This window comes from Flavobacterium sp., from assembly GCF_049590715.1.
GTDB lineage: Bacteria > Bacteroidota > Bacteroidia > Flavobacteriales > Flavobacteriaceae > Flavobacterium.
In genome coordinates, this window is the sequence record NZ_JBAWDL010000071.1 from 1 (window position 1) to 16,640 (window position 16,640).

Sequence of the window (16,640 nt, forward strand, 5' to 3'; positions counted from 1 at the left end):
GTCATTCCTGATCCAGTATCTTCAATCACTAAATAACAATAACCATCCTCTGAAGGTCTTGTATATACCGATACATTTCCATTTTCTGGACAAAATTTTATAGCATTATCAAGTAAGTTACGTAAGACAATTTTAAAAGAATCTGTATCTATAAATACATAAATCGAACTTGGTACAACCTCTTTAAATTCGATAGATTTGTGCAACATCAACGGTTCATAATTAAACGTGACATGTTTAACAAGGATAGCCAAAGGAGCATTTTCTTGGTAAAAAAAGGATTGTTCCGTTTGTAACAAGGCCCAATTTAATAAATTATCTAGTAAATTATAGGCACCATTAGCAATTGCATTATTGGTACTCAATTGCGTATCTAGCGCTTCATAGTTTTTAGTAGTCAGACTGTTTTGTAATTTGGCATTACTCGATTTCAATGCATTTACTGAGGAGCGCAAATCATGGCTAACAATCGAAAAAAGTTTGTCTTTTGTCGCATTCAAATCATCCAAAACTATTTTTTGTTGCAAAATAATTTTACTGCTTTTTACTTTTTGACGGTAAAAATAAATTCCAGTACCCAACAAAATCAATAATAATCCAGAAGAAAACAACAAACTATTGCGCTCTGCTTCTCTCAATTTATTTTGAGTAGCGAGTAGATCTACTTGTTTTTGTTTTTGTTCTACAGCAAACTTTTTTTCTGTCTGACCAATTGCCCAAATTTTATCTTGATTATTAAGAGAATCTTTCCATTGTTCATACTCCTTACGATATGTTAAAGCTAGTGGAAAATCGCCTCTATTTTCCTCTACAACAGCCATATTAATTGCTGTGTTTTGTTTTAAATCAAATGATTTTATTTTTTTTGAAAATTGATATGCCTTCTTAAAATAAGGAATAGCTTTATCATCTTTATATTCTTCATAATAAAGCGTTGATAAATTGATATACAAACGAACCAATTCTAACGTATCATTGTTTTTTTCTCTAATATCTTCAACTTGTAAAAGATAATGTTCTGCTTTTTCAAATTTCTTTTGATGCATGTAGCACAAGCCCAAGTTTTCAAGAACTGTTTCTTTTATATACCTGTAATAAAACTTACTACTATCTTTTTCAAGTGCATGAAGCAAAAGTAATGCTTTAGGAAACTTACCCTCCTCAATTGACAAAGAAGCAATTTTCAAATTTATTGCATAGTAAAACGGAAAATCAGGTGTAACCTTAAGATATTCCTGATACGCTTGCTTGAATATTTTCTTGGTATGAAAACTTTTTCCACGCATAAAAAAACAATAATTATTGAGTTGTCCTTTTGTGGGACGACTCAATTGTTTCATGGAATAATATAATGTAGAATCCCATTCTTTTTTTATGAAAAAAGAATGGGATTTATTAAAATCAACTTCTTTAGGGTACTTCAACGACTCTACACTTATTGCCTTTTCAAAAACAGCATCAAACTGTTTGTTTTGAGAAAATAAAACAACAGGAATCAATAAAAAATAAAAGTAGCATTTTTTTACCATTAGTAATATTCATTACAAAATTATTCATTCTCATAATGAATAACTTACAAGAAGTTGAATGTGACTTAATTATGGTGCAACATTATAAACCGTTCCTCTAGACGCAACTGGATCAGTATCCCATAAAAAAGTTTCTATAGTATGAATCATGTCCAAACTTACATTCTCAGGAAGTCCATCAGTAGTTGCTTCAAAATTCACTTCATATGCCTGAAATTTACTTGCTTCAGTCTCCGGTAAATCATAACTTATAAAAAACTGTAATTGGGGTGTTCCAAAACTACTTATAACATATAATTGATGAACGCTCAAAGTTGGAGCTGGCTCATTAGCATCAATAAAAACAACTGCGCTAATACTAATTCTTTTTGAATCTCCATTATTACTTGCTTCTACCAATGCAGGCAATGGTGTTTTTGAACGTGGATTTAAAAATGAAATTTGACCATTTTGTATAACCTTAACATCAACGATTTCAACCCCTGGAGGAGTTGATGTGTAAACTGAATCTTGAATTTGCATTATATATAGAATTTAAAAGTTACTATTTTGAATTACAAGAATACGAAATTTTTGTCATAAGTTATAGGTGAAATAGAAATCCTTGTGGTAGCTTCCCTACATTCCGCTACAAGGTTAACTTAATAGGCCTCACTAATCTTCATTTAGGATGAAAATAAAAACAATCCATCCAAATACGCACTATTACTATTCCCCAAAAAAAAACCTACTCAGTGAGTAGGTTTTCATTTTATTGATTGTTTCTTGCTCTTATCTTACGGGCTAGAAGTGTATTTTTAAGTAACATCGCTATCGTCATAGGTCCTACTCCTCCTGGAACAGGTGTAATAAAAGAAGATTTTGGACTTACCTCAGCAAAATCAACATCTCCTGTGATAACATATCCTTTAGGGTGAGAAGCATCTTCTACTCTTGTGATTCCTACGTCAATAATAACAACGCCCTCTTTTACCATATTTGCTTTTAAATAGTTTGGCACTCCTAAAGCAGTGATGATAATATCGGCATTTTTGGTATATTCTTCAATGTTTTTAGTTCTGCTGTGCGTCAAAGTAACCGTTGAATCACCAGGATATCCCTTGCGACTCATTAAAATACTCATAGGACGACCTACAATATGACTACGACCAATAACAACCGTATGTTTCCCTGAAGTTTCTACTTTATAACGTTCTAGCAATTCCATAATTCCATAAGGAGTTGCTGGTAAAAATGTTTCCATCTCTAGCGCCATGCGTCCAAAATTTGTGGGATGAAAACCATCTACATCTTTCTCTGGATTGATTGCTAAAAGGATTTTTTCTTCGTTGATATGTTTTGGTAAAGGCAATTGAACAATGAATCCATCAAGGTTATCATCTTCGTTCAATTCTTTGATTTTGGCTAACAATTCGTCCTCTGTTACCGTATCAGGCAAACTAACTAATGTCGATTCAAAACCAATTTTTTCGCAAGATCTTACTTTGCTCCCTACATAAGTCAAACTTGCACCATCATTCCCTACAATTACCGCAGCAAGATGAGGTACTTTACCACCATTCGCTTTGATTGTTTGTACTTCCAGAGCAATTTCGTTTTTAATATCGTCTGATGTCTTTTTTCCGTCTAATATTTGCATCCTGTGTTTTTGTTTTAAAAGTTTCATGTTTAAGGTTTCATGTTTCATCTGCGAAACCAACCTTTTAACCAAAACAATCTGTTATATTATTTTTCAAACTTTAGTTTCAATCTACTTAACAACTTGAAACCTGAAACTTGAAACAATCTCTTTATCTCATCCCCGGCATACCTCCAGGCATTCCGCCTTTCATACCACCCATCATTTTCATTAGGTTTTTTCCACCTGGACCTTGCATCATTTTCATCATTTTGCTCATTTGGTCAAACTGTTTCATCAATTGATTCACTTGTTCTACTTTGGTTCCTGAACCTTTAGCAATTCTAGCTTTTCTTTTGACATCAATTACTGATGGTTTTTTTCTTTCGATAGGAGTCATCGAGTGAATAATCGCTTCAATATGTTTGAAAGCATCGTCTTCAATCTCTACATCTTTCATCGCTTTTGAAGCACCTGGTATCATTCCAACCAAGTCTTTCATATTACCCATTTTCTTTACTTGCTGAATTTGAGTCAAGAAATCGTCAAAACCAAATTCGTTTTTAGCAATTTTCTTTTGTAGTTTTCTAGCTTCTTCTTCGTCAAATTGCTCTTGTGCTCTTTCTACTAACGACACAACATCTCCCATTCCAAGGATACGTTCCGCCATACGAATAGGATAGAATACATCAATAGCATCCATTTTCTCACCCGTACCTACAAACTTAATTGGTTTATTAACCACCGTTTTGATAGATAAGGCAGCTCCTCCACGAGTATCACCATCTAATTTCGTTAAGATAACCCCATCAAAATTCAAAATATCATTAAAGGCTTTGGCTGTATTCACCGCATCTTGACCTGTCATCGAATCGACAACAAATAAAGTTTCTTGAGGTTCAATTGCTTTGTGTACACGTGCAATTTCGTCCATCATTTCTTTATCTACCGCAAGACGACCTGCTGTATCCACAATCACCACATTAAAACCATTAGCTTTAGCGTGTTTGATTGCATTTTGAGCAATTTCAACTGGGTTTTTATTCTCTGGTTCTGAGTACACTTCAACACCTATAGAATCTCCCACTACGTACAACTGCTGAATTGCCGCTGGACGATAAATATCACAAGCCACCAAAAGTGGTTTTTTATTCTTTTTTGTTTGTAAATAATTAGCCAACTTACCTGAGAAAGTCGTTTTACCTGATCCTTGTAAACCTGACATCAAAATAATCGATGGATTCCCTGAAAGATTTACTCCTGCAACATCACCACCCATTAACTCAGTCAACTCATCTTTAACTAATTTAACCAATAACTGCCCTGGTTGAAGCGTAGTTAAAACGTCTTGACCTATGGCTTTTTCTTTTACTCTAGCGGTAAAATCTTTAGCAATTTTGAAGTTAACATCGGCATCAAGTAACGCACGACGTACTTCTTTTAAGGTCTCGGCAACGTTTACTTCCGTAATTTTTCCGTGCCCTTTTAGTATATGAAAGGCTTTATCTAGTTTATCGCTTAAATTATCAAACATGCTATTATCGTTTTTTAGGAAGTGCAAATATAATATAAAGTTCCTTAGCTTCAAAGGGTGTAAGTGGCAAAGACACAAAGTTAAAAGAAGATTTTTTTTATAATTTCAAGAATACTTAAATAGTTAAACTTCTCTCTTCTAACTCAAAACTTCATACGTTCTCTTTGAGCATGCCCGCCGAAAAAGTGAGTCAGGTTATCCACTACAATTCCTCGCACTTCTTATGTAGGCCTGCGGGATTTTCACTTCTATTCCTCACGCAAAATTTGCACGAGCTATGCTTTTTGATTCTTGTTCATACTTCTTCTCAAAATACTATTTCTTTTCATTTGACATGTAAGAATTATTTTTAAATTTGTACGAAGCAAATAAAATAATACGCAAGAATTTTGACTAAAACATGCGGATAAGATTCCATTTTAGGATAGAGGTGCTTATTTTTATTCGCTTATTAAATAGTTGGAGGCAATACTAAAAAAATGACAAACTATGAAAATGATGAATTTTGGAATAATTTAGATAGTATAATTCAAAGACATAATGAACATATTTTATCTGATCAACAACAAAATTGCTTGCTAGCGAAGAACAAAAAGCTTACGAAACTAATACCGAAACAATAAAAGAAATAGTGGAAGAATTTAACAATAAATTGAAAGAAAGAGGCTTTTGGACTGAAACTTTTATCGACAGAAAAGATTTTAGATTTAATAAAAGTGATTATTATGGTCCCCTAGGTTTTTCCAGCCAATATCATATGGCAGGACCATTAGTTTTAGGAATTATAAATCCTGCTGGTGATGAGTTTGCTTCATTCTATAAAAATAATTAAAATTTTAATACAAAGTATTGAAGAATAAATCGAATAAAATTTAAAATTAAATATTATGAAATTGTATACATCAGTTCCGAAAAAATTAAATCCATTTTATAAAATAGAATTGAAGAATTACCAAATTGAATTAAATAAAGGAAACTTGAATGTTGCGTGGAATCATTTAGAAAGAGCTCATATAATTGTGCAAAAATATCCTGTTGCACACACGGAAGTGCATTGGAAAATGCTGAAATTTGGATTAAAAATTAAAAATAGTAAAGAAGTTATTGGACAAATTCCTCGCTTAATTTTAGGAGGTGTGAAATCATTTGTTGGAAAAATACCAATTGGAAATCCAGGGGGTGCAAATGTTCCACCTCTTAAAGCGTTTGAAATTAGTGAAGAATTGAAAGAAGTATTCAAAAAAGCCAATATTAGCTTAAATTAAAAACACACACAGAAAGAAATTCAAATTAAAATAAGCACATCTACTAACAGCTATGATTTCGTAGCGTGCGAAGCACGAACAATGAAACCCGGGTTGAACGGAACCGTTCAACATCCAGCCCTATGGGGTTATCGTTAAATGAGTTTTAAAAATTTCAAGAGGCAATTGTGCCTCTTGAATTTTTTTATACTGATAATTATGATTCTTAAAATATAGGATGTCAAAAAAAAAAAAAAATCAGAACCCTTATCAGCTATGACGTAGGGCAGAAATTAGCTTAGCTTTTTTTAGCTTGTTTGTAGATAGCATTTTTCATAGGGTTGAGCCTCCCCGCTTTTATTTGTACATCTAGAAAATTTCCAATTCTTACTACTTAATGTTTACTATATACTTTCGTCTGAAAGCTTCATTTTGTTTTTCGCTTTTTATATTCGAAATTCCCATAGCAGATATACTGATGAATAATTAATTTTTAAGGAATTTTCTAGTAATAACTTCATCAATTACTAAAAAATAAACACCTTTTGATAAACTTGAAATATCAAACCGATTCTCTTTTCCTTGTTTTAAAAGTTGCCCTTCGATGCTTAATATTTTCCAGGTAGTAAACTTCCCATTTATATAAATGATATCATTTGAAGGAATTGGGTAAACATATAGTAAATTATTCAATTCTATTTTTGATATATTCAAAATATCTTTGTGTAACAAGAAATTATCTTTATTAAGATTTGAACCTACCTCTGGAAAAGATGACCCATATTCAATTGCACCTATATCGGGCTTATCCCCTGAAATATCTGTAGTAATCCCCTCAATAAACTTACCTGTATTTATAGGACTTGTATTTTTCTTTAGTCTAAAATCTCCCGTCGCTGCATCTACAAAAAGTGCATTTTGATTATTTTTACTTATTTCTTTATAATTATTTTGAAAATCAATATTTTGGTATAAATCTACACTTGTATCATCTTGAGAACTATTGTCAAAAATATTATTCCAAAAACGAATATTTTCCATGGCTCCTTCTTTATCTCTGTTCCAAATACGTATTCCCCAATTAACATTCCAAACAGTATTATTATAATAATAGCAATCTATTATTTTTGATTTCCTAGGTCCTAAATAAGTAAAAGTACCATCAGGAACTACATCAGTAATAAAATTATATATTAAGTTATGATGTACGGTATAATTATAACAACCTTCTAAATAGAATGCTAAAACAAATTGTTTTGTTCCATTTGTTAATGTACTCGAATCATGTAATCTATTGTATGCTATTTCTGCTCCTTGCATATTTACTGCATTTCCCCAATCGCTTCCATTTGTGCACTGAATTGATCCTGCATCTTGTCCCATCTTCATGCAATCATAAAAATCATTGTAGGTTATTTGCACTTTTTTATCCGTTCTAATATGGAACCTACCTGAAGAACCAAATGTACTATGTTTTACAATGGTATTAAATCCGTTATTTTGAATATTAGAAGTAAACTGAGCTATCCAACCAACATCTTCAACAATACAATTATCAACAATTGTATTATTTCCATCTTCTATACTAAAACCATTTCCCCAACTATGTGCAACATAACAGTTCTTGAACTCATTATCATTTCCTTTTACATAGATTCCTCCATGTACTGTGTAAGAAGCTCCGTATCCTGATCTTGTTAAAAAAGGCATCATATATTGTACGGAACTATTTAGCACTTTACAGTTATTACTATTTTTAAGTTCTATAGAAGCAGCATGAATATGAATACCATCAATAACAACTCCTGATCTATCATTTATTTGAAAAGCCCATTTTCTTTTTTTGTATTCAATATTTAAATTATTAGGGTTTTTACCTGGTTCAGGTTTGTAATAAATTAAATCATCTTTTTGAAACCATTCATTAGCTATATCCAATGCATTTAAATGAAAAATAAACCCATGTCCTTTACCATTATTATCTAATGTTTTATCACTATTCTCAATCCATCCATCAGTTATTGCATCTACGGTAAGTTCATTATTTTTAGAAGCGCTAATATAGCCCATAGGATTAATCCATTTTTTTCCTGTAATTCCTCTAAAAATACCTCCTACGAAAAAATTATCAGGGAAATTAGAAATATTATCAAACGTTACTTTTCTAGATTTTTGTCCTGCTACACCACTATAAACTCTACAATCTGTATAACCAGAATTGATATCCATTGGATTCATCATCTCTCCTGTAGTATTATTGGGCCATCGTGCCATTTCTTGCCTTTTAAAATCGACAAACAACATTGTAAATTCCGTTTCTGCTCCAGAGTAATTTGACTTGTAAATTCCGTCTTTATATGGCGTCCAATTATTTAATTCAACTGTACCAGATACGATCACTTTGCTTGAGTCATAATTTTTAAAAAGAACATTATCATCTTTAACAACAATTGTTTCTCTATAAACTCCGCCAAAAATATAGCATATATCTCCAGAGTTCATGACATCTGCTGCTTTTTGGATGGTTTTAAAAGGAGCTTGCAAGCTTCCAGTGTTTGAATTGTTTCCAAGAGTAGTAGAAACATAATAATTTTTTGCATTTAATTGATTAATACATAGAACTAGTATTAGCATTAAAAAAAAGTGAGGAAATTTCATTTTATTTTTTTTTAAATGTTTTTTTTTGCGAAAAATCATTTTTTAGATTAGAATTATTCTATTTTCTTTTGTAAACATTCCATAAGCTTTTAAATACTTGCTTATTTCAGATTTTTTTATATTCGAAAGCAAATATATTAAATTCAAAACCAATAAAATAAAATAAAACATCAAGCCTTTAGTTTGAGTTTTCTCCTAAATGAATCTGTGCATCTTTTAGTTATTCCCTCATAGCTATCCAAAATTTACCAGAAAAAATATCAGTTTATATACCTTTTAAACAGTTTAGACTTATAAATTATACTAAAAACAAGTCATAACTTAATTGCAATTTTCATTCTAATATTATTCTTTCACTTCATTTCCCACTTGATTACTTACATAATCTGAAGTTAAATAACACACTAAAACTAAACATATTCTAATTTTCTCAACCAGATTAGAAAAATCCTTTATGTTTTGTGATATTATCCTGTTTGTAAAATCAGGTAATAAATAGATAATTAATATGATGTAAATTTGCGATAATTCACATCTAATATTGTCTTAATTTACAAGTTTTGTCTCATCGCTTGTAAAATAATTCAATATTCCATCAATTTTTGTTAAAGAATTATTTTTTTAGGAAAATCAAAAATACGAGATTCTCAGGTACTTTTTATTTTAGATATTCTGATAATCTTATGACTTTTATTGTTTAAAACGGCATATCGCTATCATCATCGTCATCATCATTAAAACCACTTCCAAAAGCTTCATTTGCTGATGGCAGATTTTTAGTGATAAATGCACTTTCATCTTGATTCATTGATGATGGTAAATCGTCGTAATTTCCGCTAAAGTCATCTAAGTTATCAAACTTACCTAGATGTCCAATAAATTTCAAACGAACATTTTCAATTCCACCATTACGGTGTTTTGCAATCATAATTTCGGCTTGACCAGCAGTTGGCGAAGCTTCATCATCATCCCATTCGTCAATTTTATAATATTCAGGACGATACAAGAAGGATACGATATCCGCATCCTGCTCAATTGCTCCAGATTCACGAAGGTCAGAAAGCAAAGGTCTTTTACTCGATCCACGAGTCTCAACGGCACGCGATAACTGGGATAGTGCAATAACTGGAACATTTAACTCTTTAGCTAATGCTTTTAAGTTTCTGGAAATGGTAGAGATTTCTTGTTCACGATTTCCACCGCCTTTTCCGTTTCCTCCTGCAGTCATTAACTGCAAATAATCTATGATTATAATTTTAATTCCGTGTTGAGATACTAAACGTCGTGCTTTGGCTCTAAGATCAAAAATAGAAAGTGAAGGTGTATCATCGATATATAGGGGTGCTTTTTCCAAGTTTTTTACCTTGGTACTCAACATCGTCCATTCGTGTGGTTCTAATTTCCCTGTTCTTAATTTCTCCGAAGACAATCCTGTTTCTGACGAGATCAAACGAGTAATCAATTGTACAGAAGCCATCTCCAGAGAGAATAATGCTACGGGATGTCCAAAATCAATGGCTATATTTCTAGCCATAGAAAGTACAAAAGCTGTTTTTCCCATCGCAGGTCTTGCTGCGATAATTATTAAATCCGAAGGTTGCCATCCTGAAGTTAGTTTGTCAAGATTAGTAAATCCTGTTTCTACTCCACTCAAACCTTCTTGTTTACTGATTTCTTCAATACGTTTCTTTGCTTGAAGCACTAAACTCTGTGCGGTTTCAGAACTACGTTTAATATTTCCTTGGGTTACTTCATATAACTTAGATTCGGCTTGATCCAATAAACTAAATACATCTGTGGTCTCATCATAAGAAGCTTCAATAATTTCCGAAGAAATTCGGATTAAACTTCGTTGAATAAACTTTTGAAGAATAATACGCGAGTGAAACTCGATATGTGCTGATGAGGAAATTTTTTGCGTCAGCTGAATTAAATAAAAATCTCCTCCAGCTAATTCTAATTTGGCATTCTTTCTTAACTGAGCCGAAACCGTTAATAAATCGATAGGTTGCGTCTCAGTAAATAATTGAACTATGGCTTCAAAAATGTGTTTGTGTGCGTCTTTGTAAAAGGCATCTGGCTGCAGAATATCGATGACATCATCTACACCTTTTTTATCAATCATCATGGCACCTAAAACTGCTTCCTCTAATTCAATTACCTGAGGAGGTAATTTTCCTTTTTCTAAGCTTATTATTGTAGATTTATCCACCTTAACTGGATTTATATTTTTGAAATTTTCCATGGAACGAAAGTAACGTAATTTATAAAGATAAGTGTATTTAGTTATTACTAATAATTGTTTACAACTTGCCCTATTTTGTTTATAAGCCAAAAAAAATCCGAAACGGTAAGGCTTCGGATTCGTATATTAAAAGTAAGTTTTTACTCTTTAAACTCCCCCATTTTACAGTATTTCTCCATTCTCTGAGCGATTAATTCTTCTGTTGATAAAAGTTTTAATTCGGCCAATCCTTTCAAAATATATTCTTCAACTGTTTTAAAAGTAGTTTCTCTATCGTAATGCGCACCACCTAATGGTTCAGGGATAATATCGTCTACTAATTTTTGTTTTTTCATATCCGCTGATGTCAGTTTCAATGCATCGGCAGCGCGTTCTTTGTATTCCCAACTTTTCCATAAAATAGAAGAACATGATTCTGGTGAAATTACAGAATACCAAGTATTCTCTAACATATACACACGATCGCCTACTCCAATTCCTAAAGCTCCTCCTGAAGCACCTTCCCCAACAATGACTGTAATAACTGGTACTTTTAGACGAACCATTTCAAAGATATTTCTAGCAATAGCTTCTCCTTGTCCTCTTTCCTCTGCTTCTAACCCAGGATAAGCTCCAGGAGTATCAATTAAAGTCAAAACAGGAATATTGAATTTCTCTGCCATTTTCATCAAACGCAGTGCCTTTCTATATCCTTCTGGATTTGCCATCCCAAAGTTTCTATATTGACGCGTTTTAGTGTTGTATCCTTTTTGTTGACCAACAATCATAAAAGATTGTCCTCCAATTTTTCCTAAACCACCAATCATTGCTTTATCATCTTTAAAACTACGGTCTCCGTGAAGCTCTAAGAAAGTATCTCCACAAATCGCATTTACATGATCTAAAGTATAAGGTCTGCTAGGATGTCTTGACAACTGAACTCTTTGCCAAGCAGTCAAGTTTTTATAAATATCCTTTTTAGTCTCTAACAGTTTTTTTGTAATTTGTTTACAAGTAGTGGTTACATCTACATCAGACTCTTGACCAATTACTTGACATTTTTCTAACTGCTCTTCTAATTCTTTTATTGGAAGCTCAAAATCTAAATATTCCATAGGATTTGTGCGTTTTTGTTTTATTTGGATTGCAAATATAAAATTTTAAATCGTTTTAGCCTTTTAATTTTTTGTTTAAGTCTTAAAAAAACAATAAAACAAGAAGTATTTTAAACAGAATTAAAAAAGGAAAAAACGAATAATGACAAATTAAAGATTAATTATTTGAATGCTTTTTCTGCTGCTAATTGTTCTCTTGTTTTATATGATTTTAAGTATTCTCCTTTTGGTTTTCCATCATCAAATGAACTAAATTTCAACAATGTACGTACACCTTGACGTGCTTCTTCATTACTAAAATGCTCATACTCTATTCGATATAAAGCAGAATACATTTCAGCTCTACCAACACCATGGTAGCAGTGAATTAAAACAGGGTAATTGTCTTTATTATCCATGATTTTAAAAAAGAGGTCTAAGTTCTGTTGATTTGGCACTTGGTCTGAGCCGTTATTAAAATAATTTACACCATCAATTTTAGCAATAGCCTCTTGTTCAGCAGTTAATTCCGCTGGAATTTCAGGATTATTAACAAGATCATTCGTTCCTGGAAAACGCAAGTCTACCACTGATTTAATATTGTATTTTTTGATATAGCTCTCTAACTCATCTGGAGGAATTACTCCAGATTTATACACTTTCCCCTCCGTAATGGTCTCAAAATTATGATTGATATTCATATCGTACACATATTTTGCAACAAAAATTAGTATTATAGCTAATAGTGAAAATCCAATTATTTTCTTATTCTTTTTCATATCTAAACGGTATTATTATTTAGTCGTCAATTTTTTATCTACCACTCTTTCCATATAATCTTGAATGAAAGCTTTACAATTTAATTCGATAGCATCCATTTCAGCATTTCTTTCACCAATCAAATTATGCTTTAATTCCTTATCCTCTTTATCATAAAAGCCTAACGCTTTCTGACCATCAAAGGTACAAATATAATTTCCTCTTGAAAACTGATAAATAGTTCCTGTAGAATTGATTACAAATGGCGTACTCGATTTTTTATCTAATAAACTTCTGCCCCAACTCCTAAAAGGTTTATCATACCCAATCATATCAAGAATAGTAGGATATATATCTATTTGCTGAGCCCAATCCCTATCCACACCAACATACTTACTGTTAGGCTGATAAATCAAAATAGGTACTGCATACCGATTAATTGGTTTTTGAAATTCATCATAAAAAATCTGATTACAATGATCCGCAACTAAAACAAAAATAGTATTAGAAAACCAAGCTTCTTTTTTAGCTTCATCAAAAAAGCGTTTCAATGCATAATCAGTATATTCAGCACATTTGTGAATAGGAACCCCACCTTCTTTAAATTTATTTTTATACTTTTCAGGTATAATGTATGGCTCGTGAGAAGAAACAGTGAAAACAGAAGCGAAAAAAGGTGTCTTCTTTTTATCTAAAGTTTTTTTCATAAATTGTAAAAAAGGTTCGTCCCAAATACCCCAAAAACCATCAAATTCCGAATCATCATTATATTCGGTACGACCGTAATAATGATCAATTCCAAGAATGTTACTAAATCCTAAAAATCCCATAGAACCATTAGCTGCTCCATGAAAAAAAGAAGTGTCATACCCCTCTCCTTTTAAGGTAGAAACAATGGATTCAATTTTTTGTTTTGGATAAGGCGAAGAAGTAAATGCATCTTTAAACGATGGAATACCAGCCAATACTGAAGACATCCCATGGATAGACTGACGCCCATTTGCGTATGCGTTTGTAAAAATTAAACTATGCTGAGCCAAAGAATCCAAAAAAGGAGCATGACTTTTATAGTTAGGAATATTAGCCTCTTTATTCAATGCTCCTATGTATTCACGTCCATAACTTTCGAGAATAAAAACTACAACATTTGGCTTTGTCTTCGGATTATTATGATACTGTTTTATAGGCTGTACTTTTTTTTCAATCACCTGAGCATTTACATCAGCATAATCTGTTTTGATAAAACTATTACTAAACAAAGTGCGAATCAAAGCAAAAGGAGTATTCAAAACGATATCCGAATGTACTACTTTTTTAACATGCCGACTAGCATCTAAAAGATTGATTGGTCGTGTTGATTTTTTAAAATCTCCACCACGAATCCCACCTATTGTCATTAGAGCTATAAACAAAAAACTAATAATAGAAAACCCATAATATGCAATCAACTTAGTTGGCTTAAAGCTTTTGACCGTTACTTTTTTATACAAATAAACCCAAAGTCCTGAAAACAGAACAAACAAAATAAAAACATGCCAATAATCATACAAGAAACTAAACAATAAGACCTTTTTATTTGTTTCGTGTTTCAAAACCTCCCAAACTGCGCTTGTAGTACGTGCAAAAGTATATTTATAATAGATAAAATCAATAAAGTTTAATCCGTAAGCTAGCAGATTCGTTACAAAATACAAATAGAATACAAACTTTTGATAGTCTTTATTAGTGTTATAATACATTGGAATAAATGAAAACACTATAAATAACAAATTAACATATAAAATGGCTGTCGTATCAAACATAATCCCATAATAACAAAGTGCCATTAAGTCTGAAAAAGAATCAACCCTCAGCAAATCAATGTTATAAAAGTAAAATAAAAGTCGAGCAATGAAGTAAAACAAGTAAGCCAGAATCAATCTATAAAAAAATACTTTAAATTCATTAAGACGCAAATGTTGTAACATTATTTAAATTTTAATTAATAACTCTTAAGTTAACGTTTCGCTTTTCGAAGAAGAAAAATAGCCAATATTCCAAAAATAAAATTAGGAAACCAAACAGCTACAAAAGGAGAAAAAGTAGTTTTCTCAGCTATAACTCCAAAAATTTTATCAAAAAACACAAAAGAAAAAGCGATAGCAATTCCAATGGTTAAATTCATTCCCATCCCCCCCCTTCGCTTCATTGCCGATACTGATACGGCAATAATAGTCAAGATAAAGGCAGATATTGGTACGCTATATTTTTTATACAAAACAACCATATAGATATTGATATTAGACGAACCTCTTGCTTTCTCCTTATCAATAAAAGCATTCAACTTATCTAAAGTCAAGGTTTCAGCTATATAAATCACGGGGGTTAAATCCTCTAAATCAAAACTAAATATGGCTTTTTTCTCAGGAATTTTTTCAATTTTGTCGCCTAGTTCACCTACGGTTCTTTTCGTGTAATCATACATTGTATAGGTACTATCTGAAGGATTCCATTGTATTCTACTCGCAGTAACTTTTGAAACTAATTTTTCACCTTTAAATTTCTCTAAAGCAAAATTAAAAGCTGTTTTGGATGTCGCATTAAAACTATTTACATACAAGAAGTCAGTATCGTTTATTTGACGATATACATCAGTACTATTACCACGCATGGCTTCCTTTCCACCAGTTCGAAGATAGGTATATCTAAAATTATTAAACCCTTCACTGGACACTGGAACCACAAAAAAACCCATAATCAATACAAAAACAGACACTAACGAAGCACCAATTATGTAAGGCCTTAAGAAACGTGTAAACGAAATCCCAGAACTTAATATAGCAATAATCTCCGTTTTATTAGCCAGATTTGAGGTAAACCATATAATCGATAAAAACAAAAATATGGGAAACAAAGCATTAGCAAAATAAACCGTAAAATGATAATAATAGATCGCTATTTTGAGAAAAGGAACCTCATTTTCAATCATGAAATTGATCTTTTCAGATACATCGACAATAATACCAATAGGAACAAACATCAGCAACATCGTCGCAAAAGTCGCTAAATATCTTTTTAAGATGTATTTATCTAGTATTGTTAACATTTCTTTAAGTTAGGGGTTAGATGTTATGGGTTATGGGGTATGAACTCCTAACCCTTAACTCTTAACACTTTTTCTACAATCTCTGGCTCATATTCTTGACCATCATATCTTTCCACGTTCTAAAATCTCCTGCAATAATATGTTTTCTGGCCTCACGAACTAACCACATATAAAAACCTAGATTATGAATCGTAGCAATTTGCTTTCCTAAATATTCATTGGCAGCAAATAAATGACGTAAATACGCTTTTGAATATTCAGTATCTACATAGGTAATGGCCATTTCGTCAATAGGCGAAAAGTCATCTTCCCATTTTTTATTTTTGATATTTATCGTTCCATTAGCTGTAAACAACATTCCGTTTCTCGCATTACGTGTAGGCATCACACAATCAAACATATCGATTCCTAGAGCGATGTTTTCTAAAATATTAATAGGTGTTCCCACTCCCATCAAATATCGCGGTTTGTCTTCAGGTAAAATAGCCGTAACCACTTCGGTCATAGCATACATTTCCTCAGCAGGCTCCCCTACTGACAATCCACCAATAGCATTCCCTACTTGATTGGTATTAGCGATATATTCTGCTGATTTTTCTCGTAAATCTTTATAAACACTTCCTTGAATAATAGGAAAAAAGTGTTGCTGATAACCATACTTCATTGGTAATTTATCCAAATGAGTAATACAACGATCTAACCAACGGTGCGTCATATTCATCGAACGACGAGCATAATGATAATCACAAGGATATGGCGTACACTCATCAAATGCCATAATAATATCAGCACCGATAGTACGTTGAATTTCCATTACATTTTCAGGTGTAAAAACGTGGTATGAGCCATCAATATGCGATTTAAACTTCACTCCATCCTCCTTAATCTTACGATT

At 32.1% G+C, this 16,640-nt stretch carries 13 protein-coding genes; 2 read left to right on the forward strand and 11 right to left on the reverse strand.

Translation table 11 applies throughout. The features are described 5' to 3' along the window. The 4 genes from WBQ70_RS03625 to ffh form a co-directional block, all read right to left on the reverse strand. The coding region (locus WBQ70_RS03625; protein WP_423910692.1) for a tetratricopeptide repeat-containing sensor histidine kinase at positions 1-1,529 on the reverse strand (1,529 nt) is incomplete at its 3' end. Between the two features lie 69 nt (positions 1,530-1,598). Continuing rightward, on the reverse strand, positions 1,599-2,051 hold the full coding sequence (locus WBQ70_RS03630; protein WP_423910695.1) for a hypothetical protein: 453 nt from the start codon (positions 2,049-2,051) through the stop codon (positions 1,599-1,601). Between the two features lie 229 nt (positions 2,052-2,280). Further along, positions 2,281-3,168: a bifunctional 5,10-methylenetetrahydrofolate dehydrogenase/5,10-methenyltetrahydrofolate cyclohydrolase gene (locus tag WBQ70_RS03635; protein ID WP_423910725.1), complete on the reverse strand. Its 888-nt coding sequence runs from the start codon at positions 3,166-3,168 to the stop codon at positions 2,281-2,283. A gap of 151 nt (positions 3,169-3,319) precedes the next feature. Then, positions 3,320-4,681, reverse strand: coding sequence for a signal recognition particle protein (gene ffh / locus WBQ70_RS03640; RefSeq protein ID WP_423910698.1), 1,362 nt, complete (start codon positions 4,679-4,681; stop codon positions 3,320-3,322). Between the two features lie 571 nt (positions 4,682-5,252). Between ffh and WBQ70_RS03645 the strand changes: the two genes are divergently transcribed. Further along, complete coding sequence (locus WBQ70_RS03645; RefSeq protein WP_423910701.1) at positions 5,253-5,513, forward strand: hypothetical protein; 261 nt, start codon at positions 5,253-5,255, stop codon at positions 5,511-5,513. Positions 5,514-5,568: 55 nt separating this feature from the next. Beyond that, positions 5,569-5,946 carry a DUF3703 domain-containing protein gene (locus WBQ70_RS03650; RefSeq protein WP_423910703.1) on the forward strand — a complete coding sequence of 126 codons (378 nt, stop codon included), beginning with the start codon at positions 5,569-5,571 and terminating at the stop codon, positions 5,944-5,946. Between the two features lie 465 nt (positions 5,947-6,411). Here the strand turns inward: WBQ70_RS03650 and WBQ70_RS03655 are convergent, their stop codons facing one another. The 7 genes from WBQ70_RS03655 to tgt form a co-directional block, all read right to left on the reverse strand. After that, positions 6,412-8,583 (reverse strand): T9SS type A sorting domain-containing protein, encoded by a 2,172-nt coding sequence (locus WBQ70_RS03655; RefSeq protein ID WP_423910706.1) that lies wholly within the window; start codon positions 8,581-8,583, stop codon positions 6,412-6,414. 697 nt (positions 8,584-9,280) lie between these two features. After that, positions 9,281-10,828 carry a replicative DNA helicase gene (gene dnaB / locus WBQ70_RS03660; protein WP_423910708.1) on the reverse strand — a complete coding sequence of 516 codons (1,548 nt, stop codon included), beginning with the start codon at positions 10,826-10,828 and terminating at the stop codon, positions 9,281-9,283. A gap of 140 nt (positions 10,829-10,968) precedes the next feature. Further along, positions 10,969-11,922 carry an acetyl-CoA carboxylase carboxyltransferase subunit alpha gene (locus WBQ70_RS03665; protein ID WP_423910711.1) on the reverse strand — a complete coding sequence of 318 codons (954 nt, stop codon included), beginning with the start codon at positions 11,920-11,922 and terminating at the stop codon, positions 10,969-10,971. A 161-nt stretch (positions 11,923-12,083) separates the two neighbouring features. Then, positions 12,084-12,680 (reverse strand): dual specificity protein phosphatase family protein, encoded by a 597-nt coding sequence (locus WBQ70_RS03670; RefSeq protein ID WP_423910714.1) that lies wholly within the window; start codon positions 12,678-12,680, stop codon positions 12,084-12,086. Between the two features lie 15 nt (positions 12,681-12,695). Then, complete coding sequence (locus WBQ70_RS03675) at positions 12,696-14,627, reverse strand: LTA synthase family protein (RefSeq protein ID WP_423910717.1); 1,932 nt, start codon at positions 14,625-14,627, stop codon at positions 12,696-12,698. A 29-nt stretch (positions 14,628-14,656) separates the two neighbouring features. Next, complete coding sequence (locus WBQ70_RS03680) at positions 14,657-15,745, reverse strand: LptF/LptG family permease (RefSeq protein WP_423910720.1); 1,089 nt, start codon at positions 15,743-15,745, stop codon at positions 14,657-14,659. Between the two features lie 73 nt (positions 15,746-15,818). After that, on the reverse strand, positions 15,819-16,640 hold an 822-nt coding region (tgt, locus tag WBQ70_RS03685), incomplete at its 5' end, for a tRNA guanosine(34) transglycosylase Tgt (protein ID WP_423910723.1).

Excerpts from the sequence above, each read along its gene's own strand:
- WBQ70_RS03675 (WP_423910717.1), bottom strand. The coding sequence starts at position 14,627 with ATGTTACAACATTTGCGTCTTAATGAATTTAAAGTATTTTTTTATAGA.
- WBQ70_RS03655 (WP_423910706.1), bottom strand. The coding sequence starts at position 8,583 with ATGAAATTTCCTCACTTTTTTTTAATGCTAATACTAGTTCTATGTATT.
- WBQ70_RS03635 (WP_423910725.1), bottom strand. The coding sequence starts at position 3,168 with ATGCAAATATTAGACGGAAAAAAGACATCAGACGATATTAAAAACGAA.
- WBQ70_RS03680 (WP_423910720.1), bottom strand. The coding sequence starts at position 15,745 with ATGTTAACAATACTAGATAAATACATCTTAAAAAGATATTTAGCGACT.
- WBQ70_RS03650 (WP_423910703.1), top strand. The coding sequence starts at position 5,569 with ATGAAATTGTATACATCAGTTCCGAAAAAATTAAATCCATTTTATAAA.
- ffh (WP_423910698.1), bottom strand. The coding sequence starts at position 4,681 with ATGTTTGATAATTTAAGCGATAAACTAGATAAAGCCTTTCATATACTA.
- WBQ70_RS03665 (WP_423910711.1), bottom strand. The coding sequence starts at position 11,922 with ATGGAATATTTAGATTTTGAGCTTCCAATAAAAGAATTAGAAGAGCAG.
- WBQ70_RS03630 (WP_423910695.1), bottom strand. The coding sequence starts at position 2,051 with ATGCAAATTCAAGATTCAGTTTACACATCAACTCCTCCAGGGGTTGAA.
- WBQ70_RS03670 (WP_423910714.1), bottom strand. The coding sequence starts at position 12,680 with ATGAAAAAGAATAAGAAAATAATTGGATTTTCACTATTAGCTATAATA.
- dnaB (WP_423910708.1), bottom strand. The coding sequence starts at position 10,828 with ATGGAAAATTTCAAAAATATAAATCCAGTTAAGGTGGATAAATCTACA.